The organism is Gordonia oryzae (genome assembly GCF_003797185.1).
GTDB classification, from domain to species: domain Bacteria; phylum Actinomycetota; class Actinomycetes; order Mycobacteriales; family Mycobacteriaceae; genus Gordonia; species Gordonia oryzae.
Genome location: NZ_RKMH01000004.1, coordinates 116,546 through 138,818, shown reverse-complemented (window position 1 = coordinate 138,818; position 22,273 = coordinate 116,546). Strand labels below are relative to the sequence as shown.

The 22,273-nt window shown below is 66.6% G+C and carries 16 protein-coding genes; 6 read left to right on the top strand and 10 right to left on the bottom strand.

Going from position 1 to position 22,273, the window contains the following annotated elements:
- Nucleotides 1-41: 41 nt before the first annotated feature.
- The 9 genes from EF294_RS06525 to EF294_RS06485 all read right to left on the bottom strand — a co-directional run bounded on the left by EF294_RS06525 (nucleotide 42) and on the right by EF294_RS06485 (nucleotide 11,579).
- Nucleotides 42-1,259 carry an acyl-CoA dehydrogenase family protein gene (locus tag EF294_RS06525; RefSeq protein ID WP_123927099.1) on the bottom strand — a complete coding sequence of 406 codons (1,218 nt, stop codon included), beginning with the start codon at nucleotides 1,257-1,259 and terminating at the stop codon, nucleotides 42-44.
- Nucleotides 1,256-2,632, bottom strand: a complete 1,377-nt coding sequence (locus EF294_RS06520) for a 4-hydroxyphenylacetate 3-hydroxylase N-terminal domain-containing protein (protein WP_123927095.1) — start codon at nucleotides 2,630-2,632, stop codon at nucleotides 1,256-1,258. Before EF294_RS06520 ends, EF294_RS06525 begins: the two co-directional genes overlap by 4 nt.
- 517 nt (nucleotides 2,633-3,149) lie before the next feature.
- Nucleotides 3,150-3,890 carry a DUF429 domain-containing protein gene (locus EF294_RS06515; protein ID WP_123927092.1) on the bottom strand — a complete coding sequence of 247 codons (741 nt, stop codon included), beginning with the start codon at nucleotides 3,888-3,890 and terminating at the stop codon, nucleotides 3,150-3,152.
- 23 nt (nucleotides 3,891-3,913) lie between these two features.
- Nucleotides 3,914-5,218 (bottom strand): TrpB-like pyridoxal phosphate-dependent enzyme, encoded by a 1,305-nt coding sequence (locus EF294_RS06510; protein ID WP_123927089.1) that lies wholly within the window; start codon nucleotides 5,216-5,218, stop codon nucleotides 3,914-3,916.
- A 287-nt stretch (nucleotides 5,219-5,505) separates the two neighbouring features.
- Nucleotides 5,506-6,192 (bottom strand): response regulator, encoded by a 687-nt coding sequence (locus tag EF294_RS06505; RefSeq protein WP_123927086.1) that lies wholly within the window; start codon nucleotides 6,190-6,192, stop codon nucleotides 5,506-5,508.
- On the bottom strand, nucleotides 6,189-7,832 hold the full coding sequence (locus EF294_RS06500) for an ATP-binding protein (protein ID WP_123927083.1): 1,644 nt from the start codon (nucleotides 7,830-7,832) through the stop codon (nucleotides 6,189-6,191). The genes EF294_RS06505 and EF294_RS06500 overlap by 4 nt, the downstream gene beginning before the upstream one ends.
- A 56-nt stretch (nucleotides 7,833-7,888) precedes the next feature.
- Nucleotides 7,889-9,394 carry a CitMHS family transporter gene (locus EF294_RS06495; RefSeq protein ID WP_123927080.1) on the bottom strand — a complete coding sequence of 502 codons (1,506 nt, stop codon included), beginning with the start codon at nucleotides 9,392-9,394 and terminating at the stop codon, nucleotides 7,889-7,891.
- A 138-nt stretch (nucleotides 9,395-9,532) separates the two neighbouring features.
- Complete coding sequence (gene dinB, locus EF294_RS06490) at nucleotides 9,533-10,741, bottom strand: DNA polymerase IV (RefSeq protein ID WP_123927078.1); 1,209 nt, start codon at nucleotides 10,739-10,741, stop codon at nucleotides 9,533-9,535.
- 361 nt (nucleotides 10,742-11,102) lie between these two features.
- Nucleotides 11,103-11,579, bottom strand: coding sequence for a MarR family winged helix-turn-helix transcriptional regulator (locus tag EF294_RS06485; RefSeq protein ID WP_123927075.1), 477 nt, complete (start codon nucleotides 11,577-11,579; stop codon nucleotides 11,103-11,105).
- A 214-nt stretch (nucleotides 11,580-11,793) separates the two neighbouring features.
- On the opposite strand from EF294_RS06485, the gene EF294_RS06480 reads away from it, so the two are divergent.
- From EF294_RS06480 to EF294_RS06455, 6 genes are read left to right on the top strand one after another with little or no spacing between them, the layout of a single operon-like run.
- The gene (locus EF294_RS06480; protein WP_246007721.1) at nucleotides 11,794-12,597 is read left to right on the top strand and encodes a crotonase/enoyl-CoA hydratase family protein; all 804 of its coding nucleotides are present in this window, start codon (nucleotides 11,794-11,796) and stop codon (nucleotides 12,595-12,597) included.
- Entirely contained in the window at nucleotides 12,594-13,523 is a 930-nt protein-coding gene (locus tag EF294_RS06475; protein WP_123927072.1) for a 3-hydroxyacyl-CoA dehydrogenase NAD-binding domain-containing protein, read from the top strand. The genes EF294_RS06480 and EF294_RS06475 overlap by 4 nt, the downstream gene beginning before the upstream one ends.
- Nucleotides 13,524-13,574: 51 nt before the next feature.
- Nucleotides 13,575-15,722 carry an acetate--CoA ligase family protein gene (locus EF294_RS06470; protein ID WP_123927068.1) on the top strand — a complete coding sequence of 716 codons (2,148 nt, stop codon included), beginning with the start codon at nucleotides 13,575-13,577 and terminating at the stop codon, nucleotides 15,720-15,722.
- A 25-nt stretch (nucleotides 15,723-15,747) separates the two neighbouring features.
- A complete protein-coding gene (locus tag EF294_RS06465) occupies nucleotides 15,748-17,076 on the top strand; it encodes an MFS transporter (RefSeq protein ID WP_221182443.1) in 1,329 nt (442 codons plus the stop codon).
- Nucleotides 17,077-17,116: 40 nt separating this feature from the next.
- Nucleotides 17,117-19,075, top strand: coding sequence for an acetoacetate--CoA ligase (locus EF294_RS06460; RefSeq protein ID WP_221182442.1), 1,959 nt, complete (start codon nucleotides 17,117-17,119; stop codon nucleotides 19,073-19,075).
- Nucleotides 19,072-19,977: an amidohydrolase family protein gene (locus tag EF294_RS06455; protein WP_123927065.1), complete on the top strand. Its 906-nt coding sequence runs from the start codon at nucleotides 19,072-19,074 to the stop codon at nucleotides 19,975-19,977. Before EF294_RS06460 ends, EF294_RS06455 begins: the two co-directional genes overlap by 4 nt.
- Nucleotides 19,978-20,428: 451 nt before the next feature.
- Here the strand turns inward: EF294_RS06455 and EF294_RS06450 are convergent, their stop codons facing one another.
- Nucleotides 20,429-21,802: a ferredoxin reductase family protein gene (locus tag EF294_RS06450; RefSeq protein ID WP_123927062.1), complete on the bottom strand. Its 1,374-nt coding sequence runs from the start codon at nucleotides 21,800-21,802 to the stop codon at nucleotides 20,429-20,431.
- Nucleotides 21,803-22,273 lie beyond the last annotated feature (471 nt).

Sequence of the window (22,273 nt, the reverse complement as noted above, 5' to 3'; positions counted from 1 at the left end):
GACACTCCTTCGTGGGTGGTGTGGCACAGTCGTGCCGGAAATCATCTGCGGGGCAGCCCGAGTCCGCGGTGGGCGATCACCGAGAGCTGGATCTCGTCGGTACCACCGGCCAGGTGTAGGGCGGGAACGCCGAGGACGAACTCCGACCACGCGAAGGTGTCCGGGTCACCGTTGTCGACGAATGCCCGCTCCCCGAGCACTTGGGTTGCCAGGCAAGCGATCTCGTCGGCGGCGCGGACCATCAGCAACTTGAGCACCGAACCGCTGACCGGCGCCATCCGGTGGCTCCACGATCCAGGGCTGAGCCCGGCCGCAGCACGCATGGCAGTCACAGCGGTCACGGTACGCGCGATCTGCGGCCGATGGACCGGATCCGCCTCGGCACCGAGGCGGCGTACCAGTTCGACGAGCCGCGCCATCACGACCGGCGTCAGCGGGCCGCCGGGTCCGCTCATCGTCGACCGCTCGCTACCCAAACTCGTCGACGCCACCGCCCAGCCCTCACCGATCCCCCCGATCCGACGACCGTCGGCGACCCGGACGCCATCGAGAAAGACCTCGTTGAACGCCGCACCACCGGTCATCTGCCGGATCGGGCGCACCGTGATCCCCGGGGCGTGCATGTCGAGTAGGAACATGGTCAGGCCAGCATGTTTGGGCGCCTCGGGATCGGTGCGCACCAGGGCCTCACCGACATCGGCGAGATGGCCCATCGAGGTCCACACCTTCTGACCGGTGATCACCCAGTCGTCGCCGTCGCGCACCCCACGGGTGCTCACCGACGCGAGATCCGACCCGGCGCCGGGCTCGCTGAACAACTGGCAGCCGATCAAATCGCCCCGGAACAGCGCAGGCAGCACGGAGTCGCGCACGTGCGCGGGCGCGTGCGCGAGCAGGGCCGGCGCGACGATATTCAGTCCGACGAAAAGTGCCTCTCGGGAGGGGAATCCGAGCTCGTCGAGTACGTTCTCCAAGACCTCGTCGTGTGCCGCGGACAGCCCGAGCCCGCCGTGCTCGACCGGCCCGCCGGGCCATGCAACACCCGCGTCGAACAGCGCCCCCTGCAGTCGGCGCATTCGCGCCACCACCTGCTCGTGACCCGCACGCAGCTCTTCGACCGCCGCGATTCTGTCGCCTCCGGATTCGGAGTGAGCAGGATCGGCTGCCGCGCCACAGAACTCACCGGTCAGGCTTGCCAGGCGACGCCGCAGATATCGGGCGAAGGCGTCGAGTCCCGTGGGAATCCCGTGGTGCGTCATGCCAATCCCGCGAGCTCCAGAGCCGAGCGCTTGGCCTTGTCCATGTCGTAGTGTTTGCGAGCCACCAGGCGTTGCGCGTACAGCCCGCCGCCGGACTGCAGCATCGTCACCAGCTGCCAGCCACCGTAGGCGTCGGCGGTGAAGTCACGGATGGCGTGGAACAGTCTGGTGCGGTAATCGCCGTCGATGCCGTCCTTGGTGCGCATGTACTTCTTGATCAGCGGGCCTACCTCGTCATTGTCGAGGTCGGCGGTCGACGGTGCGGTGAGAATCGAGCCGCCGCCGATGTCATGGAGGTGACGCACCATGAGGCTGTAATCGGCTGCGGCGTAATGCTTGGCGGCATTGGTGTAGAGCTCGCTCGGGAAGTACCAGCCCTCCGGGCTCTCCTCGGCATTGGCAATCGCCGCCTCGAGGCCGGACCGGATCATGGTGGCGTAGATGACCATTTCGGCGATCTTCTCCCGAATGTGGTTGATGCGTTCGGTGCCGTTGGCCTCGGCGATCAGCTGCGCCAGCCCGACGAGTTGATCGGCGAACTCCGACATATGGGCGGTTCCACCGAGACGCTCCCACAGTCCGAGGGCGTGGGCGAAGGTCGCCGAATGGCCGACCTGGCCGTCGAGAAAGACCCGCTCAGCGGGGACGAAGACGTCGTCGAAGATGATGAAGCCCTCGGGCATATTGTGTTTCGCGCTGACTGGGAAATCGCCTTGGCGCTCACGGGGCGCGTAGCTGGTGTTGACGATGCGCACGCCGGGCGCGTTGACCGGCACCGCGCATGCGATCGCGTAATCCTCTTCCCCTGGTTTCATGTTCTTGGTGGGCATGACGACGAGTTCGTGGCAGACCGCCGCCGACGAGATATGCAGTTTGGCGCCACGGATGATGACCCCGTCGGAGCGACGCTCGACGATCCGCGTGTAGACGTCGGGATCCTCCTGCGCTCCCGGCGGCAGCCGACGGTCGCCCTTGGCATCGGTGATGGCCTGCACGCAGCGCAGGTCGTTGCGTCGGCAGTAATCGAAATAGCCCTCGATGCGTGCGGACGCCTCCGGGTGATCGGCGCGCATGCGGGCAGCCGCGGTCAGCAGCGCGAGTAGGCCCTGGCTGGTGGTGACGGTGACCATGTCCCAGTGCAGCAGGTCCGAGAGCAACTCCTTGAGTTGGGCAGGGCTGCGCGGGATGTCGAAGTACGGACCACTGGCATCATCGTCCGGCCGGTAGTGATCGGCGTAACCCTGGCCCACGAGTTGGATGGCGGTGGTGAATTGCGGATGCCGCGAGAGATCTTTGACCTGCTCTCCCTCGGCGAAGATTCGGCGCCCGTCGTCGAGGGACGCGACGTAGGAGTCCCTGGTCATCATCGCCATGTGAGGCCTCTTTCAGGTGAGGGGAGTGGGCGCGCGAGTTCGGCTCGACTTTTCTGATGTTAGATTCAGATTCAGAAATATACAAGCGCTTGAGTGCTGTCCATTGCACCTGCACGCCGAGTGGGTGAGGCTGGTTGTCATGGCCGTGCAGGCACCTCCGGAGACGCACGTCGCCACCCTGGTCGGACTGAAGCGTCCCGAAGCCAACGCCTGCCGGTGCCTGAGCTATCGAATCCTCAACGACTAAGCCCGCACCTGGCGAAGCGAGAGCATGCACCCCACGTCCGGCGGCTCGGTGCCGCCGAGCGCCCGCCGGGTGTCGCCTACCTCGATGACGAGGTGGTCGGCTGGGTTGCGATCACCCTTCGCGCGGACACCACGGGATACCGCAGGACCGGCCTCGTGCGCACCCACTGATCGCCGGTGCCGTCGAGTGCGCACGGGATCGGGGCGCACCCGCGGTCGAGGCCGGATACTCCCCGGCGTACGGGGGTCACGCAACCGTACTGGTTCCAGTTCACCCCGACGAGCGCAGTGCCTCCAACGAGCATTCGGGAATATGAATCCAGCCCTCTCGCAGCGCCACCGATCGGTCGGCGTCGTCCGGTAGACGAGTGTGCCCCAGTTGCGCGGCACGGGCGATGAGTGCGGTGACGACGGCGTCGAAGGCGTTGTCGTCACCGCACATGAGCGCGTGGTGATCGCCGAGATCGAGCCATCCGGCCGCGTCCTGCAGCGCCGACACGAGACCGGCCAGCGACTCCCGGTTGCCCGCCCGCTTGTAGCCGCGGGAACGCAGGCCCCAGTGTCGCAGAGCGCCTGCCGGATACGCCTCCACTGCCCAGCCATCCACACGGTCAACGACGTCGAGGTCGGCCAGCAGCCCGGCACAGCGGAACGCGACGTGGGCGATCTGATCGGCGGAGACGCTGAGTGGCCGCCCCAGTCCGTGCTCGACGAGATACCGGTCGGTGCGCCGAAATGCCAACCGACGTCGGCGTTCGATGGCATCGAGTCCGCTGCCGGTCGGCGTCGCGCCGCGGCGGTGGGCGACGACGAACTCGACGAACTCCTCGGGCCACCCGAACGGCGAATCGATCCCCACCCGCGCCGACCCGGCCACCAGGGTCCGGATGGTTGCATCGTCGGCGGGTGTCACCAGCTCGACTAGTCGCACGACGTCGGCCGACCAGTCGATCACCGCAACCGCCGTCGATCGCGGTGCGGCCGCGAGATCGACTCCAGCGGTGCGTGTCACACGTGAGACCGGTCGAGGGCCACTCAGGCCATCGTGCCGTCGAGGAACTCCGCGTAGGCAGGCAGATCGAGCTGACCGTGGCCGGACAATCCAATGACGACGACCTGCTCGGTCGGATCGTCGGCGACGTGAGCCGCGGCTGCGGCAATGGCGTGCGTCGACTCCGGCGCGGGCACGATGCCCTGGGTGCGCGCGAACGTGACTCCGGCCTCGAAGGCCTTGCGCTGGGCGATCGCGACGCCCTGCACGAGCCCGAGTTCGACGGTGTGGCTCAGCGCGGGCGCCATGCCGTGGTAGCGCAGGCCACCGGCGTGGATCGGGTCCGGAACGAAATCCATTCCGAGCGTGTGCATTTTGAGCAGCGGAGTTAGTCCGGCGACGTCACCGTGGTCGTACCGGTACTCACCCTGCGTGATCGACGGGCAGGCGGCGGGTTCAGCGGCGACGATCCGCGGATTCGACCGTCCGGCCAGCTTCTCCCGCAGGAACGGGAACGAGAGCCCGGCGAGGTTCGATCCGCCGCCAGCGCAACCGAAGACGACGTCGGCACCACCGGGCTCGACGCCGGCGAGCTGCTCGACGGCCTCCTGGCCGATGACACTCTGATGGAGCACAACGTGATTGAGGACGCTGCCGAGCGCGTACCGGGTGTCGTCGTGGGTCGCGGCGATCTCGACGGCCTCACTGACGGCCATGCCCAGGCTCCCGGTGGTGTTCGGGTCCTTGGCGAGCATCGCGCGGCCGGCTTCGGTGAGGTCGGACGGACTCGGGTGCACCGTCCCGCCATAGGTCCGCATCAGATATCCGCGGTACGGCTTGGAATCGTAGGACGCACGCACCTGCCACACCTCGACGTCAATGCCGAACTGCGCTCCGGCGAAGGCCAGCGCGCTACCCCACTGGCCTGCACCGGTTTCTGTCGTCAGCTTGCGCACTCCGTCCACAGAGTTGTAGTAGGCCTGCGCGACAGCCGAATTGGTCTTGTGACTGCCGACCGGGCTGACACCCTCGTACTTGACGTAGATCCGCGCACCGGTGTTCAGCGACTCCTCGAAGCGTCGCGCGCGAATCAGTGGCGACGGCCGCCACATCCGGTAGATCTCCCGGACCGGCTCGGGGATCTCGATGTAGGGCTCGGTCGACACCTCTTGAGCGATCAACCCGGCCGGAAAGAGTGCGGCGAGATCCTCTGGGCCGACCGGCTCCTTGGTGCCCGGGTGCAGATGCGGCGGAATCGGCTCGTCGAGTTCGGCTGCGAGGTTGTACCAGTGCGTCGGCACGTCCACGGTGATCAGATCCGGGCTGGTGGCATCCACGTGCGTCGTCATGGCTGACAACTGTAGCGGTCCCGCGCACGGCAAGGAGCCGGGTCGTCGGATGCCCGCGTCTGCGTGATTGCCGAGGGTTTGCGATATTCAATCTTCAATCATCTGTACTTACGTCGCGAATGCCGGTGACACAGGGGGATTGTTGATGTGCACAAGAAACTTGTGGGACTACCGTACGGGCACTGCCGCCATGACCGGGCTACTACACATCGAGGACAGTGCGATCTCACCTGCCGCGTGCCCGCGGCGCGTCGAAGCCATCGAAGTGCTTGCGCACGACGACCACCTCACGTGCGCGGCCTGCGATACTCCTGCCGTGGGCGTCCGGTGCCGCCGTATTGCAGTGACATGACCAGCCGTCCCGCCGACACCAGCGCCGCGAGGTGCCGGCGGGCGGTGGCCGCCGAGATGCCGATGGCATCGGAGACCTGGTCGGCGAACAACCCCTTGCCGGTGTCGTCGAACAACTCGAGGATCCGCTGCTCGGTGGGAGACGCGCCCGCGGGCCGCTCGGCGGGCACCGTGCCGAACCGCAAGCCGGACAACGCCGCATCGACCTGGTCCTGACTGACTCGGGGCGCTTCGAGCACACGCCGATAGTGCGCGTAACCGGCTAGACGGCGCGCCAACTCGGTATCGGCGAAGGGTTTGATCAGGTAGGCCAACGCGCCCCCACGGGTAGCCGCACGCACCGCCCGCGCGTCGGTCTCGGCGCCGACGATGAAACAGTCACAATGCAATTCGGCAAGTAGGTCGATTCCGGAACCGTCGGGCAGGTAGACATCGAGCAACACCAGCTCGATGTCGGGGCGCTCGGCGAGCGCCGTACGCGCCTGCGCCAGCGTCCCGGCGCGGGCGACCACACGGAATCCGCGGACCGCCGTGACGATCGCGGAATGCAGCGCGGCAACCCGGAAGTCATCGTCGACGATCAGCACCCCGTAGCCGTCGGTGCGCGGCGCCTGGTCGGTCACGACCAGCCTCCCTCCTCGATCACGCCCGGTAGCCGGGCCACGAATACCGCACCGCCGCAGCCGGTTCCGCCCCGCTCGGCGATGGTCACCTCACCGCCGATTCGCCGCGCGAGTTGCCCGACGATCGACAAGCCCATCCCCCGGCCGCCGGGCACGGCGGGGTCGGTCTTGGTGGTGACGCCCTCGGTGAAGATCTCCGCCGGGTTCTCGAAGGCGATGCCGGGTCCCGAATCCGACACTGTCACCAACAGTGTCGCGTGCGTCGCACCGTCGTCGACTGCGCCCGGATCGGTCAGCAATTCCACCTCCACCTCGGCGTCGGCTCGGCCGGCCGCAGCGTCGATGGCGTTGTCGACGAGGTTGCCCACTACCGCGGTCACTGTAACCGCATCGGCGAGAGCACCCGCCACCCACGTCTGGGGGCCGAGACGCAGCGTGACACCCCGCTCGCGCGCATGACTGGCCTTGGCCTCGAGGAACGCCCGCAGATGCGGTTCGTCGACATTTTCGATTCCGTCGACGGTGCGAGCGTGCGGTCCGGTGAGGTCGTCGAGAAAGGCGCGAGCCTCGTCTACGTTGTCGTGCCGCAGTAGCCCCGCGAGCACGTGCATGCGATTGGCGGTCTCGTGGCGTTGCGCGCGCAGGGCCACGCTCATCGCGCGGACGGCGTCGACCTCGCGGCTCAGTTCCTCGACATCGGTGCGATCCACCACCGACAGCACCATGCCCAGGTCACGTCCGTCGGCAGTGACCCGATGCGACGACACCAGCACGATCCGATCCCCGACGGTGGCGGCCACCGGCTCGGGCGTCGGCGTTTCGACCACACCACGCACCCGCGGCGTGAGACCGAGAGCGTCGACGGAAGTGCCGACCGGCGCGGACACCTCGAGCAGTCGGCGGGCGCGGTCGTTGGCGACCCGCAGCACGTTCGCGCTGTCGACAGCCAGGACACCGTCATCGAGCGAGTGCAGCACCGCCCGTTGCTCACGCACGAGTTCGGCGAGGTCGTCGGGCTCCAGACCGAGGGTCAGGCGCCGCCATCGGCGGGCCAGCAGCACCGACCCCACTGCGCCGACGGCGAGGGCCACGAGCGCGATGAGCCCGGTGGCGAGGATGTCGCGGCGGGTGTCGCGGGTGAGTTTCTGCGTCGAGACGCCGACGCTGACCAGGCCGATCGGATGGGTCAGTCCGGGCTGGAGAATGGGGACCTTTGCCCGGACCGAGTCGCCGAGCGTTCCCCGATCAGTGGTGATGTCGATCTGACCGGACAGAGCCCGGGACGGATCGGTGGAGAGGTGCACGCCGATCTCGTCGATGTCGGGGTGCGCCAATCGGATTCCGTCGGCATTGGCGATGACCACAAAGAGCGCACCGGTGCTGCGGGCCACGGCGGTTGCCTGGCGACGCAGGGACGAGTTCACGAGTTCGGCTCGGTCGAGGTCGGTGCCCTGATGTGCCGCGACGGAGGCGACGACGTCGGGATCGTCGGCCATCGTCTGGGCGATCGCCAATGCCCGTTGGGCGTACTCGTCGCGGACCCGGTCGTCGGATCCGTAGACCACCACGCCGAAACCCACGCCGAGGCTGACCGCGATGACGGCGAGTTGCAGGAGCAGTACCTGCGTTCGCAATCGCATACGGTCAGCCTAGGCGTGGGTGGGATCAGCCGGTGGCGGGAAGCGCCGAACGGGGCTCAGAAGGGGATGGCGCCGAACAGGCAGCCGACGCCCAGCATCACCAGCGAGACCACCGCAGCTCGCCACAGTACCTTCGCGTGATGATCGGCGAGGCCGACCCCGGCCAGTGCGACGAGCAACAGGATCGCCGGTACCAGCGGGCTCTGCATGTGGAACGGCTGACCGGTGATTGACGCCCGCGCCATCTCGGAGGGGTCGATGCCGTAACGGGTCGCGGTCTCCGAGAGCACCGGCAGCACACCGAAATAGAAGGCGTCGTTGGACATCAGGAAGGTCAACGGGATCGACAGCACGCCGATGACCACGGCCATGTGCGGACCCATCCAGGTCGGGATGCCGTCGGCCATCCAGTGCGCCATCGCATCGACCATGCCGGTTCCGCTGAACACTCCGGTCAACACCGCAGCAGCGAGCACCATCGCGACCACCGAGACGATGCTCGAGCTGTGCCGGGTGATGGCCTCCTGCTGATCCTTGATGTGCGCGAAGTTCACCGCGAGAGCGATTCCGGCGAAGATCATGAACAGCACGGGGATGGCGACGACGTCCATGCCGAGGATCGCCAGTAGCACCAAGGTGAGTGCGGCGTTGATCCAGAACAGTTTGGGCCGCAGCGACTTCCGGTTCGGGTCGAGCACGCCGGTGAAGGAGGCCGTGGCGTCGGAGTCGTCGTGGGCTGCATCGTCGTGGGCTGCATCGTCGTGGGGGCGGGCGGGCACGTCGCCGCCGGCGCCCGCCGACCCGAAGCCCGATCCGGTCGCACCACCACCATTTCCGCGACCGAAGAGGCGGCGACGACCGGTGGGCGTATCGGTTCCACTGCCACCGCCTGCGCCGGCGAGGACGAGTTCATCGCTCGGGGCCAGCATCGACTCCTTGATCTCCATGCGGCCGATGCGACGACGCTCGAGCACGCCGAGGTGGTAGGCGAAGGCGAGGACGACAAGCATGCCGATCGCGAGTGCGGGCACCATCGGGAGAAAGACGTCATTGGTGTCGATCTTGAGCGCGCTGGCCGCGCGCGCTGTCGGCCCGCCCCACGGGAGAATGTTCATGGTGCCGTTGGCAAGACCGGCGACAACAGTCAAAACCACCGGGGAGACACCGAGTTTCAGGTACAGCGGCAAGAGTGCCGCGGTGGTGATGATGAATGTGGTCGATCCGTCACCGTCGAGTGACACCACGGCTGCGAGGACGGCGGTCCCGACGACGAGCCGGGCCGGATCGTTGCGCACCATGCGGACGATGACGCCGATGATCGGGTCGAACAGACCGACGTCGATCATGATGCCGAAGAAGATGATCGCGAAGAACAGCATCGCCGCGGTGGGTGCGAGCTCCTTGATGCCGTCCTTGATCATGTCGCTGATCCCGAGGCCCGCGCCGGCGAAAAGGCCGAAGGCGACGGGAACCAGGATCAGTGCGACAACGGGTGTCGCGCGTTTGGTGATGATGAGGAACATGAAGGTGGCGACCATCGCCACCCCGAGTGCTACCAACATTGCCTGAACTTTCTGCCGTGCTTCCCGACGACTCTGCGTGTCGTCGGCTACACGAGGAGTCTGTGGGTAATGCGGATCACAGTCACTGTTGTGCTCGTAAGTCGTGTTATGCGCATTGTGCGCACCGTGTCCTCAGGTTCAGTCGGGCAGCATCGGGGCGTCGGCGCCATGATCGCGCCCGACGAGCACTGCTCGGGTGACGGAGTCCCGGCCGAAGCGGTTACGGAGTTCGTCCATCGTGGCGTCGAGTTCCGGCTGATGATCGTCGTCGAAGGGCAGGGTCATCTGCAGCGAGTCGGAGTCGTCGAGGTTGGCCAGCGACAGCCCGATCAGTGTGCACCCGCGTTCCCGGATGAGGGGCAGGGCGTCGTCGAACAACGCCCGGGCACAACCCATCAGTACCTGGGTGCGGTCGGTGGCCTCGGGCAGGGTGCGTGAGCGCGTGGCGCGGGAGTAATCGTCGAAACGCAAGCGCAGCACTATGGTTCGGCAGACACGATCGGCGCCGCGCAGTCGCTTGCCGAGCCGGTCGACGATGGCGATGATCGACGCCTCGATCTCGGCCTCGGGCCGGGGCCTGCGGCCGAGGGCCCGCTGTGAGCCGATCGAGCTGCGCCGCTTGCCGGTCTGGACACGCCGCGGGTCCTGGGCGAGCGACAGCGCGAACAGGTGGCGGCCGGCGCCGGGACCGACGATCTGGCACAACGCCTTCTGGCCGAGACGCGCCATGTCGCCGACAGTCGTAACCCCCGCGTCGGCGAGTTTGGCCTCCGTCACGGGGCCGACACCCCAGAGTCGGCGGACCGGAAGCGGGTGCAGAAATGCCAGTTCGGTACCCGGCTTGACCTCGAGGAGCCCGTCGGGCTTGCCGACGGCGCTTGCCACCTTCGCGAGGAACTTCGTACGCGCGAGGCCGACCGTGATCGGCAGACCCACCTCGGTGCGTACGCGGGACCGCAGCATCTCGGCGATGGCGACCGGATCACCGACGAGACGCCGGAGGCCGGCCACATCGAGAAATGCCTCATCCACGGAGATCCCCTCGACGAGAGGTGTTGTGTCGCGGAATATCTCGAAGACCGACCGACTCGCCTCCATGTACGCCTCGAACCGTGGACGCACCTCGACCGCATCGGGACACAGTGCTCGCGCCTCCCGGCCGGGCATCGGCGTGCGGACACCGCGCGCCTTCGCCTCATAGCTGGCGGCCAACACCACCCCATTACCGACGAGCACCGGTCGACCTCGCAGAGCCGGGTCGTCACGCTGTTCGACGGAGGCATAGAAGGAGTCCAGATCGGCGTGCAGAATCGACGCCTCTCGCCTCGTCCCGCCATCGATGCGCATCAGTCGGACCCTCCTCCCCGGCGCGTGGTCAATCGAACGTATAGGCGAATACTACCTCTACGCTCAGGCATCGAAGGCAGTTCCCACCGCCGGTCGACACGCCTTCCCCACGGTGGTCGAGGCGCTTGCCACTCACCAGCCTCTGTAACCGAAAACCATTGCGGAACTTCGTGACACATATCCGCTTCGCCCGGCCGCTGGACCAGAGACGGCCGCGAGCACCCCGGGCATCAAGCGCGGGCCGCTTCGCGCAGTCGGATTCCGGCGGCCAGAGCAGTCAAAGCCTTCGGAGCGCCTCGGCGTCATTGATCAGGCAAAGCTCAGCGAAGATGCACTTTCGCCAAGGCGGTGAGGGCCGTGTTCAGGAGGCGCCGGCGAGCGCGCGGTACGAGCTGTTGAGCATCGTCCGGAACTGCACACGCGCCGCATCGTCGAACTCACCGAGCATGGTCCGCTCGATTTCCGCCGTCAGCGGCGCTACCTCGGCGAGCATCTGCCGACCACTCTCGGTGAGTCTGATGAGCTTCTGCCGGCGATGCGAATCGTCGCGCGTGCGCTCGATCCATCCGCTGCGCTCCATCGCACGCACCATGTCGTGCATCGACTGCGCGGTGACGAAACTGCGACGCGCCAACACTGCCGAGGTCACGGTGTTGTCTGGCCTGTTGGCCAGCACGGTCAACGCGGTGTACTGCACCGCCGTCGCCCCCCACGGGCGCAGTACGTAATCGAGGCGATGCCGGATGACCTGCTCGAGCCGTTTGCAGAGGTACATGAGCAACGGTTCCGGAGCGTCGGCAGTCGGGATGTCCGAGACTCCCGTCGGGCCCTGCGACATGGATGAGACCTCCCGAATCTCGGATGCTTCAGCGGAACGGGGCAGTGCTTTCCCGCTCCCGAACGTACACGCCATCGGGCGTCGCCCTTCGCAGGGAACCCCGAAGAAGACCCTTGCGCACTAATCAGGTTTCCTGATAGTTTTTCGATACCCACATCACATCCCCCTCCCCTTGTGATGTATCACCCAACCCTTGCGGCAATAAGGAAACCTGATGATGCAGACCGCGCCGGAACGTCTGAGCGACACCGTCACCACCTGGCGGGACGACGCCGTGGCGATCGTCGAGATCACACGCCCGCAGAAGCGCAACGCCCTCGACGATGCGACCGTCCTGACGCTGGAGTCGTTCTTCAGCGCCCTCACCTCCGAGATCCGCGCAGTAGTGCTGTGCTCTGAGGGGGAGCACTTCTGCGCCGGCCTCGACCTCTCCCAACTCGACGAACGCAACACCTTCGAGGGGGTACAGCACTCACGGATGTGGCACCGCGCGCTGGGAGCGATCCGCGAGGCCACGGTCCCGGTGTTCGCCGTCCTCAAGGGCGCGGTGATCGGCGGCGGACTCGAGCTGGCCTCGTCCGCGCATGTCCGCGTCGCCGAAATGAGCACGTTCTACGCGCTGCCCGAGGGTCAGCACGGCATCTTCGTCGGCGGCGGCGCCTCGGTCCGTCTCCCCCGCCTGATCGGGGTGGACCGGATGATCGACATGATGCTGACCGGTCGCCGGTACGACGCGGTGACCGGCGAACGGATCGGCCTATCGCAGTACGTCGTCGACGACGGCGCCGGCTTCGACACCGCACTCGAACTCGCACACTCCGCCGCGAAGATCGCGCCGGTGAGCACGTTCGCGGTGCTGCAGGCACTCCCCCACATCGCGGAAGCCGGGCAACGCGAGGGCTACCTGATCGAGTCCCTGATGGCGGGTGTCGCACAGGGCACCGATGAGGCGAAGGCGCGGATGCAGTCGTTCCTGACCCGCAACCAACGCCCGTCGACCAACGGGACACCCCGGTGAGCACCCACAACGTCGGGACCGTCCTGATCGTCGGCGCAGGTGCCATCGGCACCAGCTGGGCCGCCGATCTCCTCGCCCGGGGCGTGTCGGTCGTGATCGCCGAGCCCGACGAGGCCGTCCACGCCGGCGCACGCGTCCGGGTCACCGACTACCTCGGCGAACTCGGCCGCGACGACGCGGCGTCGACCGAACGGTTGACGTTCGGCACCGACCTCGCCGAGGCCGCCTCCACCGCCGACCTGGTGATCGAGGCGGGGCCGGAGCGGCTGGCGGTCAAGCGGGAGATCTTCGACGTGCTCGATCGGCACACCGCCCCCGAGGTCCTGCTCACCACCTCGTCGTCGGGTCTGCTGATCAGCCGGATCGCAGAGGGACTGACCCACCCTGACCGCGTGCTGGTGGCCCATCCGTTCAACCCACCGCACCTCGTTCCGTTGGTGGAGCTCGTCGGTGGCACCCACACGTCGGCGACCGCACTTGATCAGGCCGAGGCCTTCTTCGGCGGCATCGGCAAACGCACCATCCGGGTCGGCGCCGAGATCCCCGGCCACATCGTCAACCGCCTGCAGGCCGCACTCTGGCGCGAGGCCTACCACCTGGTAGACATCGGCGCGGCCACGGTCGCCGACATCGATACCGCGATCGCCTGGGGCCCCGGACTGCGATGGAGCCTGCTCGGACCGTTCGCCACCCAGCACATCTCCGGCGGCGGTCAGGGCATCCGGCATGTCCTCGAACACCTCGGGCCGCCGATGGTGGAGTGGTGGGAGGACCTGGGCGCCCCCGAACTGAGCCCTGCGCTGGTGGACCGGATCTGTGCGGGCGTCGACGACGAGCTCGGCCTCGACGACGCCCCGATCCGGCGGCGCCGGGACAGGGCCCTGCTAGAACTGCTCTCCCTCAAACACGCCGCGGACCTGCCATGAGCACGTCCCATCCCAGCCCCGCGCTTGCGCTCGCACACCCAAGGTGACCTCATGAATACAGTCCTCGCGCCCGCGCACCGTCTCGATCGACTGCTCGCGCCGCAATCGGTGGCGATCGTCGGCGCCTCCACCACACCGGGCGCCCTCGGCGCCTCGGTTCTCGACAACCTCGAACGCGGCGGGTTCCCCGGTGCGATCCACCTCGTCAATCCCCGTCGTCCTCTGATCGGCGACCGCCAGGCGGTGGCCTCGATCGACGAGCTACCCGAGGGCATCGATTGCGCGATCCTCGCGGTCCCGGGTGCTGCCGTACTCGACGCGGTGCGCGCCCTGGCCGCCCGCAGGACCGGCGCGGTGGTGATCTTCTCCGCCGGGTTCGCCGAAGGGGGCGAGGCCGGCCGCGCGGCACAGAACGAACTCTCCGCCATCGCATCGCAATCCGGCATGCTGGTGCTCGGCCCCAACTGCCTCGGGCTGGTCAACCACAACGCCGCCGCGGCATTGACCTTCGTCGAATCCACGATCGCTCCCACCACCGCCCGAGAACGCGCACTCGGCATCGTCTCCCAGTCCGGCGCGATGGCCGCGGTCCTCGGGGTCGTGGTGTCGGCCCGCGACATTCCGATCTCTCTGTCGGTCTCCACCGGAAACGAGGCCGCCACCGGGGTCGAGGACTTCGTCGAACACCTCGTCGCCGATGATCAGACCCACGTTGTCCTGATGCTCGTCGAGCAGTTCCGCGACCCGCAGCGCTTCCTCGCCGCCGCAGCCGCAGCGCGCCGGGCCGGAAAAACCCTCGTGCTGCTGCACCCCGGCACGTCGGACGCGGCCCGGGAATCCGCCGCCACCCACACCGGCGCGATGGCGGGTGATCATGCGGTCATGGCCACGCTGGTGCACCGGGCAGGCGTCATCCGCGTCGACACACTCGAAGAACTGGCCGATGTCGGCGAGATCGCGCTGCGCAGCGCCCCTGCCCTGCCTGAAGGTCCGGCTGTGATCGGCGAATCGGGAGCGTTCAAAGCACTCACGCTCGACCTCGCCGAGCGCGTCGGCTTGCCGCTTCCAGCGGTCGACGATGCCGGTTTCCCCTCGTTGCGCGACGCGGTGCCGGACTTCGTGGCGCTGAGTAATCCCCTCGATATCACCGCTCAGGGACTGGTCGATCCCGAGATCTACCGGCGCGTCATCGATGCGACGCTCGCAGACCCTCGGTTCGGGTCGGTCATCGTGAATCTCATCCAGACCGACGAACGCACCACCGCGATCAAGATCCCGCCCGTGTTGGCAGCTCTGCGCGCCGCTCCCCCGACCAAGCCGGTGATCGTGGCCGGCATGGACGAGGGCGCCCCGGTCGACGATGCGACGGTGGCCGCGCTCCGGGAGCTCGGCGTCAGCTACTTCCCCTCCCCCGAGCGCGTGCTCCGCGCCCTCGCCCGGCTTACCGACGCCGCCACAGGCGCCGTTCGTCCGCCCAAGGCTGCGGCCGCTGCGAGCGCCGCGCTGCCGAGTCCGGGCCCGGTGATCGCGGAGTACCGGGCAAAGGAGTACCTCGCGTCCTTTGGCATCCCGTTCCCCGAAGGCGGATTCGCCGCGAATGCGGACGAGGCGGTACGGCTCGCCGAGCGCGTCGGCTACCCCGTGGTCGCCAAGGCGCAGTCCGCGGCGCTGTCGCACAAATCCGACGCCGGCGGCGTGCTGCTCGGCCTGGACGATCCCGCTGCGGTCCGCGACGCCTGGGATCGGCTGCACGCCAATGTGGGTGCCTACGACCCGAGCATCTGCCTTGACGGCGTTCTCATCGAGACGATGGGTGCCCAGGGTATCGAGCTGATCATCGGCGGGCGCCGCGAACCCGGGTGGGGGCCGGTGCTGCTGATCGGATTCGGCGGAGTCACCGCAGAGCTGAACCGCGACGTGCGGCTGATCGCCGCCGACCTGTCGGCGGACGAGGTCGCCGCCGAGCTGCTCCAGCTGCGCGGAGCCCCGCTGCTGACCGGCTTTCGCGGATCGGCACCGTGCGATGTCGACGCGGTCGCCCAGCTGGTCGCCACCCTCGGCTCAGTCATGCTCGCCGCCGAGGAGATCACCGAGATCGACCTGAACCCCGTCGTGGTGCGGCCCGGGGAACAGGGGGCCACCGCGGCCATCGCTCTGGACGCACTCATCATCACCGCCCCGACAGCACAGAACAGGTAGTAGTCCTATGTCCGAACCTCAGCAGGTGGCAGCGCAACCCAGCGATGTCTCCGATCCACGCGTCGTGCTCGCCGATTCGCGCATGCGGCGGCCCCAGATCCTGATCGTGGCGATCTGTGTCCTACTCAACGCCCTCGACGGCTACGACGTGCTCTCGATCAGCTTCGCCTCCCCCGGTATCGCATCCGAGTGGGGGGTGACGAAGGCAGCACTCGGCATCGTGCTGTCGATGGAGTTGATCGGCATGGCGGCCGGTTCGATCGTGATCGGCAACCTGGCCGATCGCTTCGGCCGGAGGCCGGTCACCCTCGCATGCCTGGCGGTGATGGTCGTCGGGATGGCGCTGGCCACGACGTCCGGTGACGTGACGACCCTCTCGGTCTTCCGGCTGTTCACCGGACTCGGCATCGGCGGAATGCTGGCCTGCACCAATGCGATCGTCGCCGAGTTCTCCAACACCCGATCGAAGACCCGGGCCATCGGCATCATGGCGGTGGGGTATCCGGCCGGCGCCGTACTCGGCGGCTCGGTGGCCGCGGTGCTACTCGAACAGACCGGATCGTGGCGATCGGTGTTCTGGCTGGGAGCGATCGTCGCCGTGGTGTCGATCCCTCTGGTGTGGTTCTTCGTGCCGGAGTCAGTCGGTTTCGTCCTGCAGCGCCGCCGCGGCGATGCCCTGGACGCGATCAACACGACACTGACCAGGCTCGGGCACCGGACCGTTCCGCTGCTGCCGCCGATCTCGGCCGACGAGCCGAAGGCCTCGGTGAAGCAGCTGTTCACAGGCAAGCTGGCGCGGGTCACGATCCTGCTGACCGTGGCGTACTTCGCGCACATCATGACGTTCTACTTCATCCTCAAGTGGATCCCGAAAATCGTCGTCGACATGGGCAACTCCCCGTCCACCGCGGCCGGGGTCCTCGTCTGGGCGAACGTCGGCGGCCTGCTCGGAGGCCTGCTGCTGAGCGTCCTGTCGGTCCGCATGAATACCCGCAATCTCGCGATGATCGGCATGGTCGCGTCCGTGGTCGCAGTGATCTACTTCGGCACCGGGCAGAACTCGATCGCCGGTTTGAGCCTGGTAGCGGCAGCCGTCGGGTTCTGCACCAACTCGGTGGTCTGCGCCCTCTATGCGCTGATCGCGCACTCGTTCCCGACGTCGGTCCGCGCCGGCGGCACCGGATTCGTCATTGGCGTCGGCCGCGGCGGCGCCGCGCTCGGCCCCGTCATCGCGGGCTTCCTGTTCCAAAGCGGGATCGGACTTCAGGGCGTCTCCATCGCCATGGCCTCAGGATCGGCGGTCGCGGCGATCTGCATGCTGCTGCTCGGCTCCACCAAGGAATCCGCACTGTGAGCGGCCCCCACCACCGACCGTTCACCGCGAGGAGCATCCCGTGATCGAGCAGGGACAACTGATCAGCGAGCCCGCGCCCGACGCCGGCCGAACCACCGTGATAGGCCGGTACCTCGACTGGCTGAACCAGTCCCGCGGTCTACATCTCGCCGATCGCGCCGCCCTGTGGCGGTGGTCCGTCACCGACATCGACGCGTTCTGGCGCAGCATCGTCGACTACTTCGCGGTGACCGCCGACGGATCGCCGGAGACGGTGCTGGCCGAGCGGACGATGCCGTTCGCCCGCTGGTTCCCCGACCTGCGACTCAACTACGCCGAGCACGTCCTGCGCCACCCGGCCGAGAAGGTCGCCGTCCGCGCCTATTCTCAGACGCGCGAGCCCGTCTCCTTGACCTACGGTGAGCTGCGCGGGCAGGTGGCGCGGCTGCAGCAGGTGCTGCGTGATCAGGGCGTCGGAGTCGGGGACCGGGTCGTGGGCTACCTGCCGAACGTGCCGGAGACCATCGTCGGCTACCTCGCGACCGCCGGCCTCGGCGCCACGTGGGCCTCGTGCGCGTCGGAGTTCGGGGCGCGCAGCGTGATCGAGCGGTTCGGCCAGATCGAGCCGGCAGTACTGATCGCCGCGGGCGGATACGTGTATGGCGAAAAGCGGATCGATCGCCGTGACGAGGTCGCGGCGATCGCGGCGGCGCTACCGTCCGTCCGGGCGGTGATCGACATCGAGTACGGCCCGTTCACCATCCCCCGGGCGCTGCCGTGGAGCGCGGCGCTGGCGGGAGCCACCGCCGCGGAGCCGACGTTCGAGCGCGTCGCTTTCGATCACCCGCTCGCGGTGCTCTTCTCCTCCGGCACCACCGGCCTCCCCAAGGCGATCGTGCACGGCCACGGCGGAATCCTGCTGGAGCACTTCAAGAACCACGGCCTGTCATGGGACGTGACCGCCGACGACACACTGCTGTGGTACAGCACCACTGCATGGATGATGTGGAACGCCCTGGTTTCGACCCTGCTGTTCGGCGCCACCATCGTCACGATCGACGGCAACCCCGTCCATCCGGCGCCCGGTTGGCAGTGGGACCTCGCGCGGGAGACCGGGACCACCATTATGGGCGCGGCGCCCGGCTTTGTGATGGCTTCCCGGCGCGCCGGACTCGAACCCGGCCGCACGCACGGGCTGCACCTGCGCACCGTCGCATCGGCGGGGGCACCGCTCCCGCCCGAGGGCTACCAGTGGCTGCACGAACAGTTCCCCGACGCGGCGATCAACGTGGGCAGTGGAGGTACCGATATCTGCTCGGGCATCGTGCAGGGCGATCCCCTGCTGCCGGTGTGGGCTGGGCGGATCTCCGGGCCGGCGCTCGGGGTCGCCGCGTACGCCTTCAACGAGCACGGTGAGCCCGTCGTCGGAGCGCTCGGCGAACTGGTGATCACCGAGCCGATACCCTCGATGCCGGTCGGGTTCTGGGGCGACGACGACGGTACCCGGCTGCGCGAGACCTACTTCGACACCTACCCGGGGGTCTGGCGGCACGGGGACTGGATCCAGTTCGAGGAGAACGGGTCCTGCCACGTGGCCGGCCGCAGCGACGCGACCCTCAATCGCGGCGGCGTGCGGCTGGGAACGGCAGAGTTCTACCGGGTGGTCGAGGAAATCGACGGTGTCGCCGACAGCCTGGTCGTGCACCTCGACGGTCAGGGGGACAACGGCGAGCTGATCCTGTTCCTCGAGGTCGAGCCGCAGCAGTCGGTCGAGGAACTGCGCCCGCGCGTCGTCACCGCGCTGCGCAATCAACTGTCCCCACGCCACGTCCCCGACACCATCCGTGCTGTGCCGACCGTGCCCCGTAACCGTACCGGCAAGAAACTGGAGTTACCCGTGAAGAAGATTCTGCAGGGACGGCCGCTGGCCGAGGTCGCCAGCGTCGACGCCCTCGCCGTTCCCACCTCACTCGATGCGTTCGTCGCATTGGCCGCCGAGCGCGAGGTGAGCCGCGCATGAGCCGCTTCGATCCCACCGAGATCGACCTCGACGCCATCTCGGCGATCGACATGCATGTCCACATCGAGATCGACGATCACGGGCACCTCAGCCTCGATCAGGAGCTGATGGATGCCTCGGCCGCGTACTTCCGTGGGCCGCAGGGACGGACGCCGAGCATCGACGACATCGCCGCGACCTACCGGGAGCTCGGCATTGCCGCGGTGGTGTTCACCGTCGACGCCGGAACAGCGTCCGGCCACCCGCCGCTGTCGAGCGAGGAGATCGCTGCGCGCGCCCACGAGCACGCCGACATCATGATTCCGTTCGGGTCCGTCGACCCGCTGCGCGGGGAGGCTGCCATCGAGCAGGCCGTCTCGCTGGTCGAGGATCACGGCGTGGCCGGGTTCAAGTTCCACCCGAGCGTGCAAGGCTTCTCCCCCGACGACGAACGGTTCCGGCCATTGTGGGCCGCACTGCAGCAGCTCGGCGTGCCCGCGCTGTTCCACACCGGGCAGAACGGGATCGGGGCCGGTCTGCCCGGCGGGCGGGGCATCAAACTGCGCTACAGCAACCCGATCCTGCTCGACGACGTGGCCGCTGACTTCCCGCAGCTCAACATCATTCTCGCGCACCCCTCGGTGCCGTGGCAGGCCGAGGCGATCTCCATGGCGGTGCACAAGTCCAACATCTACCTGGAACTGTCGGGCTGGGCACCGAAGCGCTTCCCCGACGAACTGGTGCGGGCAGCGTCGGCAATGATGCGCGACCGAACCCTGTTCGGGACCGACTATCCCCTCATCACACCGGAGCGGTGGCTCAAGGAGTTCGCCGAACTGCCGATCGCTCCCGAGGCCGCGGAATTGATCCTCAAGGACAACGCCGCGAAGCTGCTCGGATTGACCGGGCGCGGGAGCCGGTGACCGTCCGACCGGGCCGACAGTCTGGGCACATGGACGATGAGCTGTCGATCCTCGCGGCCGGCAACTCCCCATCGGAGGTGCCCGGACTCCGCGACCCCCAGCGGCAACGGCCCCCTCGAGCAGCTGTGAGGCATCGCCGTCGGATTCCGCAACCTCACCCACGACAACTTGCCGTCGCTCATTCACTCCGCGGCCAACTCGCAGAAAAACTGAACGCCTCTGATTTCAGAACGGCCTCAACGGAGCCCGCCGCCAACGACACGTACCACCAAGAATCAGCGACACGACTGCGGGGATCCTGTGAGCGACTGTCGAATTATTGTCAGCTTTGAACGATCGCGAACAGTATGCACACAATCAGCACTGAACCACAGACGACTGCTGCGGCGAACTGGGTGTACCTGTGTCTCATGCATTCCTACTTTCGATCCGAATATTCGGACTGACATCGTCAGACGAAGTTGAATTTCTCAGTGTGAACCCGGTCAGCCGGTATGCCGAGCTTACCGAGCGCATTCTCTATCGAGTTTTGCATAGCACCCGGCCCACAGATGAAGTACTGAAACGTGTTTCGTTTATCATGAGGAAGATGAGCGTCCAGTTTCTTCATGTCCACAAACCCGTACTCGACGTCAGCCGCATCATCCTCCCCAGGCTCTGAAACGGTCACAACAACCTTCAAATCCAGACGGTCTGCGAGTTCACAGATTTCTGGATAATATGTAGCCTCGCGTACGCTCTTGGCACCGTAGAAGAGATAGCAGCGCGTGGCTTCATTACGCGCAGCGAAAGTTCGTAGAATGCTCATAATTGGCCCTATCCCTACCCCGCCGGCCAAGAATACGTAGGCCTGACCCTCATAAAAGTCAGGAGAGAAGACGCCGTGAGGCCCGTCGAGATACGCGATGGACCCCGGCTCCGCGGTGTGGATCGTAGACGTGAAGTCGCCCAACCTCTTAATACTCATGGTAATTTCTGAAGGGTTATCCGCGTTTGATGAAAACGAGAACGGGTGCTGCGTTACGGAGAATGCCGATCTGTCAACTGACAGCCAACCAAACTGCCCCGGAGCGAAGGTGAATCCGGCGTGGCCCATTGGCTTCAATGCCACTTCTGCAACGTCCCCAGGCTGTGCAGTAATGGAGGCAATCCGCCATGGTCTGCGGGTTCGGGCGATCGGCCTCACAACCCGTACCCAAACAAATATCGCTAGGAACCCCAGAGACATAGCAACCCATAAGGCACGCTTCCAGGGTTGATTGATGTAGTGCCCGATCAGCTCGACATGGACGATTGCTGCGGCTACTGCGGCGGTGGATATGATGAGATGCAGCAGCTGCCATGTCTCGTATGAAATACGTAACGCGCGTCGCCATAGCGAAGTAACGATGACAACAACTATGAAGAGAGCTGCGAGTGTGCCGAAACGGCCCGCCCAAGGCGCGGTGAATGGATTGATGCGGTTCATGTAGTCGACATTTACCGCTACCACGAGCAATATTGGATGCGCCAGAATGAGGACGGTACCAACTTCTCCCATGTACCGATGGAAGTGAACCAGCGCATCCTCGCCAAAAGGCTTGGCAAGGGTCTGGATGCGGGCAACCAGGACATATTGCAGTCCCATCATCGACAAGCCCACAAACCCTAGGCTGACTGAAAACTCTCTCCAAAATCCGCGCTGTTCCTCGACGATGCCGATGGTGGCAAATACAAGCGGCGCCACGACGACGGCGAGGTACGTGCCAAACCATAGCGTCGCTCTCACTGCCCTAGGCACTGGTAATCTCCGATCCTGGTCAGAATTGCGGATGACGTACATCATATCGGATGTCTAATACTTGGGCCTGTTACTCGCGGTCATCATGTGCAGGTACAAAGCTGTTGCACCGCGATTTACCCGGAGAACAGCGGGTGAACCTGGGTAAGGCCCCTTCGATCCGCTCAGCCTCGCATCGTTCACTTGCCGTCGGACAGCTGATTGTCCCTTCGGCCACCCCATGAACTCGATCTGCTGCTCCACAGACCAAAGGCCGTCCGTCTACGGACGCCATAGCAACGAAGTATTGGTGTGGCGTCACGTCATCTCACGCCAAACTGAATTGGCGCCGTTGCACTTTTCAGCAGAGCCCACGCCCAACCTGACATCGCCCGCCGCAAGTCGACACCCGCGGCACTGCACGCGAACACCAGCATCCGGACAGCCGAGGACATCGCTGTCGCGCTACACACCGAGCGCACCGTCTTGGAGGCCACCACCCTACGAGTTGGGGCATGCCAGATCAGCAGTTGCCCA

Excerpts from the sequence above, each read along its gene's own strand:
- EF294_RS06500 (WP_123927083.1), bottom strand. The coding sequence starts at position 7,832 with ATGCGATTGCGAACGCAGGTACTGCTCCTGCAACTCGCCGTCATCGCG.
- EF294_RS06520 (WP_123927095.1), bottom strand. The coding sequence starts at position 2,632 with ATGGCGATGATGACCAGGGACTCCTACGTCGCGTCCCTCGACGACGGG.
- dinB (WP_123927078.1), bottom strand. The coding sequence starts at position 10,741 with ATGCGCATCGATGGCGGGACGAGGCGAGAGGCGTCGATTCTGCACGCC.
- EF294_RS06495 (WP_123927080.1), bottom strand. The coding sequence starts at position 9,394 with ATGTTGGTAGCACTCGGGGTGGCGATGGTCGCCACCTTCATGTTCCTC.
- EF294_RS06485 (WP_123927075.1), bottom strand. The coding sequence starts at position 11,579 with ATGTCGCAGGGCCCGACGGGAGTCTCGGACATCCCGACTGCCGACGCT.
- EF294_RS06480 (WP_246007721.1), top strand. The coding sequence starts at position 11,794 with ATGATGCAGACCGCGCCGGAACGTCTGAGCGACACCGTCACCACCTGG.
- EF294_RS06510 (WP_123927089.1), bottom strand. The coding sequence starts at position 5,218 with ATGACGACGCACGTGGATGCCACCAGCCCGGATCTGATCACCGTGGAC.
- EF294_RS06450 (WP_123927062.1), bottom strand. The coding sequence starts at position 21,802 with ATGATGTACGTCATCCGCAATTCTGACCAGGATCGGAGATTACCAGTG.
- EF294_RS06525 (WP_123927099.1), bottom strand. The coding sequence starts at position 1,259 with ATGACGCACCACGGGATTCCCACGGGACTCGACGCCTTCGCCCGATAT.
- EF294_RS06455 (WP_123927065.1), top strand. The coding sequence starts at position 19,072 with ATGAGCCGCTTCGATCCCACCGAGATCGACCTCGACGCCATCTCGGCG.
- EF294_RS06470 (WP_123927068.1), top strand. The coding sequence starts at position 13,575 with ATGAATACAGTCCTCGCGCCCGCGCACCGTCTCGATCGACTGCTCGCG.